The sequence below is a fragment of the Sorangium sp. So ce385 genome (assembly GCF_051474135.1).
Taxonomy (GTDB): domain Bacteria; phylum Myxococcota_A; class Polyangia; order Polyangiales; family Polyangiaceae; genus Sorangium; species Sorangium cellulosum_D.
Window position 1 is genome coordinate 2,708,027 of the sequence record NZ_CP150337.1, and the last position, 14,336, is coordinate 2,722,362.

Here is a 14,336-nt window from a genome sequence, read left to right on the forward strand (position 1 = left end):
CAGGGGAGGGGACGGCGCGTCCCGGTCGACCCCAAGGGACCGCCTCCGCCCCGGGACGGCTCACAGGAGCGAACGGAGACGATCCGTGAGCCGTCTCGGACCCCTGCCGGTCCTTTGTTTGACGGAGAGCTGTGCCCACCCGCATCGAAGCCGCCGCGCCGCGGCGCGGCCCGGCAACCTCGCAGCGTCCCGTCGAGGAGGCCGCTGTGGCAACCCGTGTGCTCTGGCCAAGACGACTCGGCCAAGCGTCAGTCGGAACCTATTGAAGTCTGTCGCCGTCGCGGAATCCCGAAGGGATCAAAGCGCGATGAAGAAGATCGTCCTCCGGCGAGCGCCCGTACCGCCCTGGCCGCCGCGCTCGCGTGTGATTCCGACGGAAACACCATCGCGGTCGTCCACCACGGCCCGGCGAACACCTCAGCCGACGCCATCAAGATTACGTTCCGACCTGGGCGAGGTCGCCGCCAACAGGCGCCGATGCACCACCCTTGCGCACATGATGGTGAATCCGGAGACTCCCGAGCGCGGCGCTTGCACCGTTCCTGATTCCGGTTTCGCCCTCGCGGTGGTACCGTAGCAGACATGCCCCGGTCTCGGTGGCCAGGAGCGTTGTCGCATCCGCGCGTCAACGAGCCTGGACACGGCGACGGAACGGAGGGTACCGCTCGTGTGGCAAGCATCGGCTTCCGTTGGACAATCTGACGCCAATCCACCGATCAGCGCGCGCGCCGCTGCGGCACGCTCCGGCCGCTCCGGCGACGCCGGCCCCGCCTCTTCCGCAGCCGGACGGGGCGACGTCGCGCAGGACCCGCGGCGCAATCAGGTCGTCGCCGGGCGATACAAGCTCCTGCGGCTGATCGGACGCGGCGCCATGGGCGAGGTGTGGCTCGCGCACGACAGGGCCCTGCGGATCGACGTCGCGCTCAAGCTCCTCACGGTCCAGCGCGAGAGCCAGGCGGGCACCGCGCTGGAGCGCTTCCGGTTCGAGGCCCAGGTCGCGGCGCAGCTGGCGCAGAAGACGGACCACGTCGTCGCCGTGCGCGACGTCGGGAGCGATCCGGACGTGGGTCCGTACCTCGTCATGGGCTACGTTCGAGGCCGGTCCCTGAGGCAGCTCATGCAGGAGCGGGGGCCGATGTCCCCGGCGGAGCTCGCCCCGCTCCTCGGCCAGATCGGCGAGGCCCTCTCCGTCGCGCACGGCCTCGGCATCGTGCACCGCGACGTCAAGCCGACGAACGTGCTGCTCGAGGAGGAGCGCGACGGCGAGGTGCGCGCCAAGGTCGCGGACTTCGGCATCGCCAAGTGGATCCGGAAGGACCTGCCCGCCGATTTTCCCCGTCGCACCGCCGACGGCGTGGTGCTGGGCACGCCGGCGTACCTGAGCCCGGAGCACGCATGCGACGGGGACACGACCGCGCACTCGGACATGTGGGCGCTCGCGGTCGTCTCGTACGAGGGGCTCACGGGCCAGCTGCCCTTCCCGGGCCAGACCATGAGCGACGTGCTCGCCTCGATCCTGGCCAGCGCGCAGCCGCCGCGGTCGTCGCTGTGTCCGGGGGCGCCGCCGGCGCTCTCGGGCTGGTTCGCGCGCGCCTTCGCGCTGGATCCGACGGAGCGGTTCCCCTCGATCGAGGCCATGGTCGCCGCCTACGAGGCCGCGGTCGGCCCGTCGGCGGCGCCGGCGCGCGCCGAGCCCGCGCGCCGGGGCAAGCTGGGCCTGACGGCCGGCCTCGTCGTGGCGCTCGGCGTCGTGCTGTCGACCGGTGCGCTGTGGGCGCAGGTCCAGGTCCCCGGCGCTCTGCGGGCGGCGAGCGTCGACGCGCGCGCCGGGGCCGTCGTCCGCGCGGCGCAGGCGCGCATCGCCGCCCAGGCGAGCCCGCGCAGGGCCGCGCGATCGGGGGACGCCGCGACGGCGGGGGGCGCCGCCTCGGCGCCCGAGGAGGCCTCCGCGGCCGCGGCCGCGCCGCGCCCCCTCGCCGCGCAGGCCGCGCGCCCGGTCGACCCCCGCCCGGCGCCGCGGAGCGCGCGCGCTCCCCGCGGCGACCGCGCGCCGGGCGCGAGGAGCGCGCCGACCGAACGCGATCTGCTCAGGACGCGCCACTGAGCGGTTGGTTGTTGCCTGGGCGCCGCGGCGCCTGTTGCCTGGGCTCCGCGGCGCGAGCACCCGAAAAGGCGCCCTGGAGCTCAGGTCATCTCGAGGAACAGCCGCCTTCGAAACCGAGCTCGAAGCGCAGAAGCTCGCCGCGTACCGCGACGAGGAGGACGAGCAACTCGCTCGGACCGAGTTCCGCGAGCACCGAGCTCACCCGGAACCAGAGGCCGAGGAGCAAGCTCTCGTGCGCCTTGATGGGCGGCGAGGAGCCTCAGCGCGTCCGGAGCGCTCACGTCGATGCCAATCGCGCAGACCGCGTGCTCGCGCGCGCCGCTCACGTCCACGCGCCGGAGGAGCACGTGCCCCATGAGGACGAGCGCGTCGGCGTGCTCAGGCTCGACCTCCAGCGCGGCGCGCGCCCAGCGCTCGGCATCGTCGACGCGGCCGCGCGCGAGGTGCGCATCGCCGAGGGTGACGAGCGTCGCGACGTTTTCCGGGGGACCAGCTCGAGCGCCTGAGTCAGGAGCTCGACGGCGCGATCGTCACGATCAGGGTACCGCTCGACGGCGGCGAGGCGGCGGAGGGGCGCGGAGTCTGATGGAGCGAGGCCACGGGCCGTGGCGACATGTTCCCGCGCCTCGCTCGGCCTCTGGTGCGCGAGCAGGACGCGGCCGAGGACCAGGTGCGTGAGCGGCGCCTCGGGGGAGAGCCGGCGCGCCGTCTGCGCCTCGATGAGCGCCACCCCGAGCCGCTGCAGCCGCAAGAGAGCCACGACGAGCAGCGCGTAGCGCGCGGCTCGTCCGGATCGAGCGTGAGCGCCCGACGGAATCCGTCGATCGCGGCCGGGAGTTGCCCGCGATCGAGCGCGCTCACCGATTTCACCCGAGCGAAGCGCCCCGAGCGCCTCTCCGAGGTGCTCATCCCGACCGAGGTGAGCGACGTCCTGGATCGCATGGCCGGCGTCCCGCGACGCATGGCCGCCCGCCTCTAGGGCGCCGGCCTCCGTCTGCTTGAATGCGCCGAGCTCCGCCTGGAGACCTTGGCCTCGAGCGCCGCGAGATCCTCGTTCGCGACGGCAAGGGCAGGAAGGATCGAATCACGATGCTGCCGCTCCGCCAGGTCCCCCCGCTCCGCGATCACCTCACCGCCATGTGCGCCCAGCACGCCTCCGATGTCGCGGCCGGCGCCGGCTGGGTGGCTCTCCTCGACGCCATGGACCGCAGGTATCCGAACGCCGGCCGGCAATGGCCCTGGCAACGGGTCTTCCCCGCGATGCGCCCCTATCGCGACAGGGAGACGGGGCAGCTCTGGCGGGATCCTCTGCACGAGACGATGCTCCGGCGCGCGATGCGAGAGGCTGCCCTCCCCGCGGGGGCATCTAGGCGAGCGAGCTCTCACAGCCTGCGACACTCCTCCGCGCCACACCTGCTGGACGCCGGCTACGACATCCGCACGATCCAGGAGCGCCTCGGCCAGGCCTCCGCGACGTGAGCACGACGAGGATCGACACCCACGTGCTGAACCGAGGCGGCCTGGCCGTCCGCAGCCTCCTCGACGGTCCGTTCGGCCCGAAGTTGTGAACGGACGGGTATGGGTCCAGCAACCTCCCGATGAGGCGGCCGCGCCGTGTCACCTAGGCGCGATGCGGCACGACGCCTCCGGCTGCGCGCATCCGCCGCGCCCCTCTAGGCGTCGCGGCGTCCCAGAAAGCGGCGGCTGCTGCTGGTGTTAGACGGATCTACCCTATATGGCGCTGGATAGCGGTTGGGCCTTGCGGCCCAGAGCCGATCCGTGAGATTTTCCGTGGGGGGAGGTTAGAAAAGGCGACGATCTCGACAGACCTGGTCCGGCGGCTTCGGTTGACCGAGCGACTGGTAGTTAAGAGGACGGCTCATGCTCGCGATGCCGCTGAGGCATGAGCCGCGCGCCCGTGCGAGCATCACGCGGAAGCTGCCACCGAAACCATGCCGGGCGCAGTTGGGCAGGCAGTGTCAGTGTGGAGATTGCCGCGGAAAGAGGCCGCCTGGGCAGGGCATACACCGCATGGGCCGCCGCGCACCCAAGCATGGATGGTAGACGGCTGCTGCCATCGCTGGAGCATGTCGCGCGATGGGCTCGGAGAACGTTATGGCGGCGGCGGAACGATTTTTCTCGGTGGAGCTACGAAGTTGATGAAACATGCGCGGGCCGCCGAACGAGTCGCTGCTGCCGACGGTCGCTACGCGCCCGCGGTAGAACGGCAGACGTTGTGCAGGCGTGAGAGGTAAAAATGAGAAAATTGCCCCCGGATGAGTACTCGGCAGAGAACGAAAGCAACATCGAAGAGGTCTGTGATATGTGGCGATGGCTCCTTGCGACCCGCGACAGCGCCGCGAACTACTTGGAGACAGAGACAGAGACCAACTTGGTTGCTTATCATGCCGCCCGGAAGCAGTTGGATGAGATTAACGCTCTTCTTCTCACCTACGCGAAGGAATCGCGTGGGCTCTCGCCAATTCGTACACTCTATCGACAGAATCGCGACGTAGCGTTGATGATGGCAGACGAGGGTGTGCGATTTCTCTTGACTAGAGTGCACCGGCAGGGGCCTCGGGGGATCGTTACTAAGTATCGCAACTTCGCGGCTTTCGGCCGTCTTGCGGATTCCTATCCGACGAAACTCTATCTGCGCTACATCGGCTGTGATATGAGTCGCCTGTTCGAGTTGGTTCACAGTAATGCTGTCGTGGAGATGTACGCCACGAAGGGGCCCTCCAAGGCGTCGGCTCTTCTGCTGGGGCAGATTCGAAACGTATCCGCACGAACGGTGGAACGGGGCATCCGCGCCGCATTTGATCGGCTCGCAGAGCAGGCGGCCCGCGAGGACGGGGAGCAGATTGATAGCATCGGCACCGCCGCCGTGATGGTCCTCGCCAGCGGCGGCGTCATCCCGGGCGACCGGCGCGATCCCCTCCCTGTGATGTATGGTCCACCTCCGGGCGAAGACACGGAGGATGTTTCCGCGGCCAAGAAAGCACGACGCCCTACTCCGTCGGCCGGCGTCGCTCGGCGACATAATGTGGCGACCGTGACGCCGACGTGCGCTCAACCTGCACCGAGTAAGGCCAGGTAGCCCGATGACGAACGAACGATCATCTTGTCGTTTTTGCTCTTTTTTGCGTCGCCGGAGGACGTCGCGCTCGGATTGGCGCCACGATCTGGCAAGGATGACGCCCAGCTGATCGTCGCGTTCGCCTGGATCGTTGCTACTGTTTCTCCAACCACGACTTCAGGAGGCAGTAGTGCCGATGCCGGTTCTTCTCGAGGTTCTGTTCAAAGCTGGTCCGCTGGGGCTTCTTGCGACCGTTCTCGCGATGGTCGTCTTGAAGGGTCGCATCTCGATCGAATATCCTCGTCCTCGCGCCCGACGGTCGAGGACCCGTCCGGTCGAGAGGCTCAATTCCAGGGACACCGAGCGGTAGCCAACGCATTCGGAGCGAGCAGCGACTCACCACCACAGCTGCATTGGGACGTTGGGTTGGCGAAGGCGTTTCGATGGCGTACGCGAGGCGAAATTAAGCCTGGCGCGCTCGTCCACCCCTGCTTCCGTTCGGGCAAGGGGAGCGGTCACGGGCGGCAATCCTGCGCGGACCTACGGCGCGAAGCGCATCGTCTCGGCAGCAAAGCCGTCGCTGCCTCGGTTCGCCTTGTCGCGCGTCTCGTCGATCACATCCGCGATGCCTCCCAGGCCCCCTGGGCCGATCTCGAAGGTGACGCGCTCCAGCGTGAGCTGCTCGTCATCAGCATACGCGATACCGATCGATGGCCCCCCGGAGCCCCCGCCGCCGTAGCCGCCCGTGCCGCCCCAGCCGCCGTAGCCTCCTCGGCAGGCATATTCGCCGCCCAGCTCCGGCGCCTGCCCCGGCGGGCCTCCTTGCACGCCCTGCCCGCCGCGTCGGCCTCGGCCTCCCATGCCTCCGGCACCGCCCGGGCCCGTAATGACGCGCGTTTCCCGCAGGGTCAGCTTGCTGCCCGGATGGGCGAAGATCGCGATGCTCGCGCCGCCCGCGTCGCCGCCGTAGCCGCCCTTGCCGCCGCAGCCGCCGCCGCCGCCCGAGCCGCCCGACGCACCGCCCAGCGCCGCGTTGCCGCAGGCGCTCCGGCCACCCGGCGCGCCGCCGCCCCCGCCGCCCCCCTGGCCGGGCCTTCCCGTGCCGCCCTGGCGGCCGGGCACGCCTTCCCATCCGGCCTCGGTGAGGCGTCCACCCTGGCCGGCTACACCGGGCTCGCCCGGCGCGCCGTCTCCCCCACGGCGGCCGTCCTCGCACGGGGCGCCGTCCTTCGCACCCGCGCCGCCCAGGCCTATGTCCCTGGAGTTCGGGGCCGGCAGCGGCTTGCCGTCCTCGGCATCGCCACCGCGGTCCGGGGTCCCGTCGCCCCCTTTGCCGCCCGTCGACACCATGTCGCCGCACACGGTCGTCACGGCGGGCGCGCCGGCCACGGTCGCTGCCGAGCAAGCGTCCCGGCCGATCGCTCCGATCTCTCCGTACGCTGGCTGCGGATCAACATAGACCGCATTCTCGCCGTGCTTGCCTCCGCCGCCCCTGTCCGCCTCGATGACGCTCCGAAGCACCTCCACGACCGCGCCCGGCTCGAGCCTCATCGCGATCGAGGAACGATCCGGCTGCAATCTGCGCTCGTGTTTCACGTGCATGTCCACGATCGTCGATACGCCGTCGGTGGCCCCCTCGCCGTCGTCCTGCGCTGCCACCACGGTGATCGGGGGACCCCCCTCGTCGGGTGAATAGAGGATCGCCGGCTTGTTGGTTATCCCTTCCGTGTAGTAGCGCCATCTCGCCCAGCAAGCGAACCCGCCCCACAGATCGATGCCGGAGGGCAACGTGATGCCCTCGGCGTAAGAGTCGGGACAGGCGAACACCCGCCCGCGAGCACGCGGCGCGAGCGCGACCGCACGGGCGAGCGTCTTCACCGGTTTCTCCATCGTGCCGGGATTGCTGTCGTCTCCAAACGATCGGCTCGCGAACACCCCGCACCCGGCCTGCACGCGCAGCGCGGCGAGGCCCTCGAGACACTCCTCCTCCGAGGGAGCGGCCGCGGGCTCTGGGTCGCATGCGCTGCCCTCCGCGCACGATGGGGCGAACGGCTCCGTCCCGCATCCCAGGGCGGCCGGAGAGGACAGCAGCACGATCCATGCAGCGGCTGTGATCTTCATGATCCTCTCTCCCTGATCATTCCCGTGCGAGCGGCCTCATTGGGGCGGCACAATCAGCTCGGGGAACTCCCAGAGAACGGCGGTCTGGCCGCTCTCCCCTTTGGCGTTGTCGTCGTTCGGATCGCCGCCGACTCCCCCGGCACCGGGGGCTCCCCAAGTCCAGTCGGCGCTCTCCGTGAGGTAAACGCTGCTGTCCACGAGCGCGACGGTGACGGAAACGCCCCCGAGCCCTCCGGCGCCATGACCGCCTTGGCCTCCGGCGCCGCCGACCCCGCCCCCGCATGCAAAGTAGGCCGTGCCTGGGATAGCTCCACGGGCGCCTCCGGGCCGGCCTCGCCCCCCCTCTTGTCCCCGCCCTCCGTTGCCGCCGCGACCCCCGTCGCCGGTGATGATGACGGTCTTGTCCACCATGACGTGGGCGTGCAGGGCGATGATGCCGAAGCTGCCGCCTCCGTAGCCGCCGCCCTGGCCGCCACGCCCCCCGCAGCCGCCGCCCCCACCGGAGCCACCGGACGGTCCGCCTTGCGGATCCTCGGCGCGGCACTGTGCGTTTGGTCCAACACCACCCCCGCCGCCGCCCCCCTGGCCGATCCCCCCGGTATGGCCGTCCTGTCCCGAGAAGCCCTGCCAGCCGCGTGCGCTGATGCTTCCGTACTTGAGCCGCTCGTCCAATCCCGTCCCGCCGCCGACCCCGTTCGCGCCGGGCGCTCCGTCTCCGCCGCTCTCGCCGGGCGTACAGCCCATGGCCCCGCCCTTTCCGCCCTCACCGTCGTGTATCGCGCCAGCCCCTGGTGCCGGTGCGCCTGACTTGCCGTCGCCGCCCGCAGCGACGTCGCCCTCGCCGCCCGCGCCGCCGACGGACGTCGTGCCGTCCTCGCACACGGTCACCGCCGATGGCGCGCCCTCGGTCCAGTCCGTCAGGCACCCCGGCGCGCCTGGATGGCCGGGCGCCCCATCCGGCGCCCGCCAGGGCTCGCCCTGGGGAGCGCTCTCCCCGTCCGTCCCATCCGCGCCGTTCCCCGCCAGGATCTCGCTCGAAACCACCTCCACCGCCGCGCCCTCGCCCACGATCATCCCGATGGCCGACCCGCTGGGCCGGACCGCATCCGCCGCCGCGAGCCGCACCCCGAACACCAGCGACGTCAAGCTCTCCTGGCGCGCCTCCACCGTGAGCGGCACCCGCCCCGGCTCGGGCGCGATCCCGGTGAAGCTCTCCCCGCCGCCCCAGGTCCACGCCTCCGCGCCGCAGTCCCGCCCGCCCCAGATCGCGACTCCCGACGGCAGCACGACCGCCTCCTCGAAGTCCTCCGCGCACGCGTACACCCGCCGCGTCCCCCCGGGCTCCGCCGCCTTCTCCACCGCGCGCCGCAGCGTCCTCACGGGCGCCTCCCTCGTCCCGTCGCTCGCGTCGTCCCCGTGCCGCGCGACGAACACCCCGCACCCGTCCTTGGCCGGGCTCGTCGCAGGATCGCCGTCGCACGGCGACGCCGGCAGCGACGGAGGCGCCTCGCCGGGGAGCGGCGCGCAGCTGTACGTCGTCGCGCAGTCCTCGGCATAACACCCGGCGCCCCCCAGAGCGCTTCCGCAGCCGAGCGCGATCACCGCGATCCAACGCAGTGTTCCTCGACCTCGGCGACCTCGCCCCCGGCGCATCCCCATCGCCCCTCTTCGCCTCACCACGCGCCTTGAAGCACGAGCCCGGCCTGCGTTCCCGTCGCGCTCGGCGCCACCCGGACGCCTCCGCGGGCCGGTGCCTCGTCGAGGATCCACCCCTCCGCGAGGAACGACGCCGCCGTCGCGATCCCGAACACCGCCCCCGTCGCCAGCGCCACCTTGCCGAGCGTGGCGAACAGATCCCGCTCCGCCACGTCGTCGCGGATCTCCGCGCACGCCGAGGGCGCGTTCGGCCACCAGCACGTCGACGACGTCCAGCCTTGCCGGCGCAACACGACGTCGCGCTCGGCGAGGTTGTCGTCGACCACATCGGCCCGCAGCAGGAACACCGTACCGGCCGCCACCGCGGCCGTCGCCAGCGCCGCGCCCCCGATCCGCAGCTCCGTCAGGGGCACTGCGGGCCGCGCCGCCGGAGGCGGCGATGGAGCCGCCGGCCGCGCCGCGCCAGCGCTGGCCGCCTCCGGCGCCCGTGCGCCGCGCTCCGGCGCCCGAGCCAGCTTCAGCGCCAGCGAGATGTCCTTGCCTGCCTGCCCCTCGAACGCGCTCACCGCCTCGGCGTGTCCATCGAGCCGGGCCCGCACCGTGTGGTGCCCCGGCGCCAGGAACAGCTCGTAGGTCGGCGCCGGGCGCCCCAGCGCTTTGCCGTCGACGGACACCTCGGCGTCGGGCGGATTGACACCCAGGTAGACGGTCACCACGCGGCGCTCCGCCTGGAGCAGGCCGGCTTCCGCCCGTTCCCGGAGCGCGCGGCGGAGCCCGTCGCGGTGCCTCAAGCTCTGCGCCAGGTGGTCCGCCGCGTCGCGGTACCTGCCCAGCGCGAGCTCGCACAGGCCGAGCTCCGCGGCGATCTCGGCGCGTTCCGCGTCGGTCGTCCACGCCGCCTCAGCCGCCTTGAGGGCCTCCTCGTACGCCGCCTCGGCCTCGACCCACCGTCCGGCGTCGCGCGCCTGCCGGGCGAGGCGCAGCGGGTTCGCCGTCGTCGATGCCGCGTGCGTGCCCGAGAGCGCCTGGGGCTCACGCGCACGCGCCACGCCCTCCTGCGCCGCGACGACGCCAAAGAAAACGCACGTCACGAAGGCGCAGCGCGCGTGCCACACCGCTCGGTGGATACTCCTTCGCGTGTGCCCATGTCAACGAGCTGGGCTCCGGAAGCGCTGGGTGTTCTCGTCGTCGATGGCGTTCGAGACGGCCAGAGTCGTCACCGGATCAACGAGTGAAAGAGAACCGGAGCACCGATGAAGTAATGCCGTGATTTCACCGTGGGGACGAGAGGTCGGAGGCCGGAGTGGGGGAGGGGACCACGGCGGAGCTGGGCAACGGCTCAGCTCCGCCGGCGGGCTGGATCTGCAAGGAGGACATCTCGCCGGGCCTGTGTCCCGCCTCGTCGCCATCGTGTTCCGTGGTGCCGCCTGTCCCACCCCCTTTCGCGGGCTCGGTCGATTTTTGGACCGTCGGGCCGGGCTCGGATCGTCTGGTGGGTCGTGGACCGAGCAACGCCGACCTGCCCTCTATCCGCTCGCGTGAGATCGCTCGCCAGCTACGTCGGGGTGCCCGCGCGGGATCTCGACGACGTCATGCAAGACGCGATGGTGCGGCTGTGGGAGAAGCGAGAGCAGGCGCGCTCGGCCGGGAACCCGAGCGCCTTTCGCGACAGCGTCGTCCTGAACGCGGCCCGCGATCACCGGCGGGCGGCGCGCAGGCACGAGGAGGTGCTCACGGGCCTCGACGAGGCGGCGCTCTGTGACGAGCGAAAGAGCCCCGAGGAGCACGCCATCGCGCGTCAGGAGGCGGCGCTGGTGCGGCAGCTCATCGAGCAGATCGGCGAGCGGGGCCGCGGAGTCTTCATCGCGTGCGAGCTCCTGGAGCGGCCGATCGCCGACGTCGCACGAGAGCTGGAGATCCCGTTGGAGACCGCGCGAAGTCGCCTGCGCCGGGCCTGGCAGGAGTTCGAGGAGGCGGCCGCCCGCTGGGAGGCGAGGCAGCGGGGCCGCGGCGCCCGGCGGCTGCGTGCCGTGCTGTTCGCGCCCTGGCTCCTGGAGCGGCGCTCCTTTCGGCGAGGTGGTTCCGCGCGCTGGGTGGCGCCGGGCTTCGCCATCGCGTGCGCGGCGGCGCTCGGCACGCTGGTCGCGGGCCCGAGGGAGCCCGTCGAGCCGCTCCGCACGTCCATGGCCGCCGCGGTCTCCCGGAGCACGCGCGTGCCGGCGACCGCGCAGGCCGGGCGGGATCCCGCCGAGCCGGCGCGCGTGGGCCAGGCGCTGGACGGCGCGGAGACGGCGCCTCCGGCGCTGGCTGCAGCGGTGGCGGCCACTGCCGCCCTCGCCATGCCAGTAGGCCCCGCCGTGCCGACAGGCCGGCCCGCGGCGCGGCGCCCGGCGATCAGCGCACGCGAGCGAGATCTGGTCGCCCGCGCACGGACGGCCGTGGCGGCCGGTGATGTCGCGTCCCTGGTGGAGGCGCGACGCATGCTGGAGGAGCACGGGCGGAGGTTCCCGCGGGGCCGCATGGCGCGCGAGCGCGAAGCGTTGCTGGAGCAGATCCGATGAGGAGCGCGCAGCGGGCCATCGCCGAGCGCGAGGCGGCGCTCGTGCCGAAGGCGGCGCTCGACGTGCCGTGGTGCGTGGTCGCCGCGTTGGGGGATTGAGCGCCCCCTGAGCGGGCGTCGGTCGGCGCGCGGCGCCTGCTCAGGCCTGCTCAGGAGATGTCGTGTCTGCGCGCGGACGAGGGTTCGCGCGGAGCATTCACGTTTCACTCGGAGGCGAGCCATGGATCTCCAGGTGCTGCCCGCGCGGGGTGCGGCCGTTCATCGTGTCGGAGCAGGCATGTTGGGTGAGGCGTCGGCCGCGGTGGCGCGACACGCCCGGACGGCTCGCCCGAGCGCGCCCGGCGCGCGGGGCGTCGCGGCGCGGGCGGCGGGACGGTCGAGATCTCGGCAGAACGAGGAGAAGCGCGCGGCAACCCGCGACCGGGCGGACGCGTTTCACGATCTCTTTCGTGCCGAGACGGCTCGGCGCGTTTACCGGTGGCTCGGGAAGCTCCGCGTGCCCGAGCGCGATCGTGGCGATCTGAGCCAGGATGTCTTTCTGGCGGCCATCCTGAGCTTTGGCAGCTACGACCCTTCGCGTGGCGAGATCGCGCGGTGGCTGAACGGCATTGCGGTGAACGTCGCTTCGCATTACCACGCGAAGGCTTCTCAACGGAACGAGATCCTCACGGATCCCGCAGCGCTGTGCGAGGCCGGCGGCAGCGCGACGGCGATCGAGCGTCTGCTCGCGGCGGAGCGGCGGGGCCTGCTGAGATCACTCGTCCTGGAGTTGCCGTTCGAGCTGCGCTCGGTGCTTGTCCAGCACGACCTCTATGAGATCTCCATGAGGGACATCGCCGAGACGCGAGGAATACCCGTCAGCACGGTGTACAAATGGCGCAGCAGAGCGCTCCACGGCGCGCGGGAAGCGCTCGCGAGGCGCATCGCCGCGGAGGAGGAGCGCTGCGCGAGGTCCGGTCGCGCAACCGGAACCGGTTGCCGGCAGGCAGCTGAGCAGCCCTCGCGTAACCGGAACCCGTTACGGGCAGGCAGCTGAGCAGCCCTCGCGGAACCGGAACCGGTTGCCGGCAGGCAGCTCGGCAGCCCTCGCGGAACCGGAAGCGGTTGCCGGCAGGCAGCTGAGCAGCCCCGCGGAACCGGAAGCGGTTGCCGGCCGGCAGCTGGGCAACCCCCCGTAACCGCAAGCGGTTACGGGCAAGCAGCTGGGCAACGCCGCGGAACCGGACCCGGTTAGGGGGAGGCAGCTCGGCAGCCTCGCGGAACCGGATCCGGTTAGGGGCAGGCAGCTCGGCAGCCCTCGCCCGAACGGGTCTGCCCGATCCATGACCCTCGACCTCCAGCCCCCGAACGGCGCCGGCCCCGCAAGATGCCAGGGGCGCGCGCGGCGGCAGGGCGGCCCCTCCCGTCGGCCCGTGCAGGCACGCCACCTATGCTGGAACATTACGACACCATCCGTGGCGCAACATTACGACACTGAGAAGCACGCGTCCGGAATTGACAGCAAGATGAGGGTGACTATCCCTGGCCGGACCGTCCGGCGCGCGCCGGGCGGTCACATCGCGTCCAGCACGGGGGTGGGGGAGCATGGCGTATCTCTTCTTCCGCCTCTCGGCGGCGCACATCGACGAGAGGTAATTCCCTCATGGCCAGACCGTTCTCGAACAAGAAAAAGCCAGCTCCCAAGAAGCCCGCGGCCCCGACCCAGGCGGCGACGGCGTTCAACAAGACCCTCCCCGAGATCGAGGCGCTGAGCGCGGATCGGCTCATCGCCGTCAACCTCGACATTCCGCGCGTGGTCTCCCAGGTGCTGGGCGTGCTGCCTGGTCTCCTCGCGCTCCGCCCCGATGTCGCCGAGCAGCTGCAGAAGCACGATGTCGCGCTGCTCGATCGGCTCGAGACGTACGCGCTCGCCGCCTGGTACGCGCACCTCGTATGGCTGTCCAGCGGAGGCACCGAGAGCGCGCTGAAGCCGCTCGTCGAAGAGGCGGTCCCGCTTCGCGAGAACCTCTTGAGCGACGCCGAGGCGCTCGCCCGCCGCGGCCTGCTCGATGCGGAGACGGTCGCGGAGATCCGCGCAGGGCAAGGCCACATCGACACGGCCAACGACCTCGTCGCGCTCTCGGCGCTGTTCAGCGGGAGCTGGTCGGAGATCGCCGGCAAGACGGCGGCGACCGAGGAGGAGGTCAACCGCGCCGGCGAGCTCGGGCCGCAGCTCCTGGCCGCGCTCGGCGTGAGGGAGCACGGCAAGGGGCCCGGGCCGACTGAGGCCGCGGACACGAGGGCGCGCGCGTTCGCGCTGCTCGTGCACGCCTACGATCAGACCCGCCGCGCGATCGCCTACCTCCGCTGGAACGAGGGAGATGCCGACACGATCGCGCCGTCCCTGTACAAGGGCCGCGGTGGTCGCGCGGCGTCGTCGAGCGACGACGCCGGGGCGCCGCAGGACGCCGCTCCGGCCGGCCCGACGGCGCCGGCATCGGCTGCGCCTCCGGTGGCGCCGCCGGCCACGGCGGCGCCGGCGACGCCGACGGCGTCCGGCGCTGCGCCGCCCGGCGCGGCGGTGTCCGGCGCAGCGTCCAACGGCGCGCCGCCGGTCGCCTAATCCCCCGCCCGGAGGCCCGCCGCAGACGGTGTCCCTGCGCACCGCGCGGCGGGATCCGTTATCCTGGCCCCCGGTGGGGATCCATGAAGCGGTCGTTCCCGAGAGGGGCAGTGGGATGACCGCCGAGGCGACCACGGAACCGCCGCCTTCGGTGGACAGCAGACGACGCACGCACCCCGCCTGCGGGCGATGGGTCGAGGCAGAGGCGATCTCC

Annotated in this window: 11 protein-coding genes and 1 pseudogene; 8 read left to right on the forward strand and 4 right to left on the reverse strand. The window is 71.8% G+C overall.

The window, feature by feature from the left end; all coding sequences use genetic code 11:
• The first annotated feature begins 667 nt into the window (after positions 1–667).
• Positions 668–2,104 carry a serine/threonine-protein kinase gene (locus WME83_RS10120; RefSeq protein WP_437319067.1) on the forward strand — a complete coding sequence of 479 codons (1,437 nt, stop codon included), beginning with the start codon at positions 668–670 and terminating at the stop codon, positions 2,102–2,104.
• Positions 2,105–2,184: 80 nt separating this feature from the next.
• Here WME83_RS10120 and WME83_RS10125 read toward each other — a convergent pair.
• Positions 2,185–2,520, reverse strand: a pseudogene (locus WME83_RS10125) (hypothetical protein); the annotation flags it as partial.
• Between WME83_RS10125 and WME83_RS10130 the strand changes: the two are divergent.
• The 4 genes from WME83_RS10130 (at position 2,452) to WME83_RS10145 (ending at position 5,204) form a co-directional block, all read left to right on the forward strand.
• Complete coding sequence (locus tag WME83_RS10130; protein WP_437319068.1) at positions 2,452–2,610, forward strand: hypothetical protein; 159 nt, start codon at positions 2,452–2,454, stop codon at positions 2,608–2,610. The pseudogene WME83_RS10125 and the gene WME83_RS10130 overlap by 69 nt on opposite strands.
• Positions 2,611–2,717: 107 nt before the next feature.
• Complete coding sequence (locus tag WME83_RS10135; protein ID WP_437319069.1) at positions 2,718–3,083, forward strand: hypothetical protein; 366 nt, start codon at positions 2,718–2,720, stop codon at positions 3,081–3,083.
• 23 nt (positions 3,084–3,106) lie between these two features.
• Positions 3,107–3,583, forward strand: a complete 477-nt coding sequence (locus WME83_RS10140) for a tyrosine-type recombinase/integrase (protein WP_437319070.1) — start codon at positions 3,107–3,109, stop codon at positions 3,581–3,583.
• Between the two features lie 778 nt (positions 3,584–4,361).
• Complete coding sequence (locus tag WME83_RS10145) at positions 4,362–5,204, forward strand: hypothetical protein (RefSeq protein WP_437319071.1); 843 nt, start codon at positions 4,362–4,364, stop codon at positions 5,202–5,204.
• A gap of 519 nt (positions 5,205–5,723) precedes the next feature.
• Here WME83_RS10145 and WME83_RS10150 read toward each other — a convergent pair.
• The 3 genes from WME83_RS10150 to WME83_RS10160 form a co-directional block, all read right to left on the reverse strand.
• Positions 5,724–7,304 (reverse strand): hypothetical protein, encoded by a 1,581-nt coding sequence (locus WME83_RS10150; protein WP_437319072.1) that lies wholly within the window; start codon positions 7,302–7,304, stop codon positions 5,724–5,726.
• Between the two features lie 36 nt (positions 7,305–7,340).
• Positions 7,341–8,906, reverse strand: coding sequence for a hypothetical protein (locus tag WME83_RS10155; protein WP_437319073.1), 1,566 nt, complete (start codon positions 8,904–8,906; stop codon positions 7,341–7,343).
• 71 nt (positions 8,907–8,977) lie between these two features.
• Entirely contained in the window at positions 8,978–10,009 is a 1,032-nt protein-coding gene (locus tag WME83_RS10160; RefSeq protein WP_437319074.1) for a tetratricopeptide repeat protein, read from the reverse strand.
• Positions 10,010–10,498: 489 nt separating this feature from the next.
• Between WME83_RS10160 and WME83_RS10165 the strand changes: the two genes are divergently transcribed.
• The 3 genes from WME83_RS10165 (at position 10,499) to WME83_RS10175 (ending at position 14,122) form a co-directional block, all read left to right on the forward strand.
• Entirely contained in the window at positions 10,499–11,521 is a 1,023-nt protein-coding gene (locus WME83_RS10165) for an RNA polymerase sigma factor (protein ID WP_437319075.1), read from the forward strand.
• A gap of 219 nt (positions 11,522–11,740) precedes the next feature.
• The gene (locus WME83_RS10170) at positions 11,741–12,556 is read left to right on the forward strand and encodes an RNA polymerase sigma factor (RefSeq protein ID WP_437319076.1); all 816 of its coding nucleotides are present in this window, start codon (positions 11,741–11,743) and stop codon (positions 12,554–12,556) included.
• Between the two features lie 606 nt (positions 12,557–13,162).
• Positions 13,163–14,122, forward strand: coding sequence for a hypothetical protein (locus WME83_RS10175; protein WP_437319077.1), 960 nt, complete (start codon positions 13,163–13,165; stop codon positions 14,120–14,122).
• The last annotated feature ends 214 nt before the right edge of the window (positions 14,123–14,336 follow it).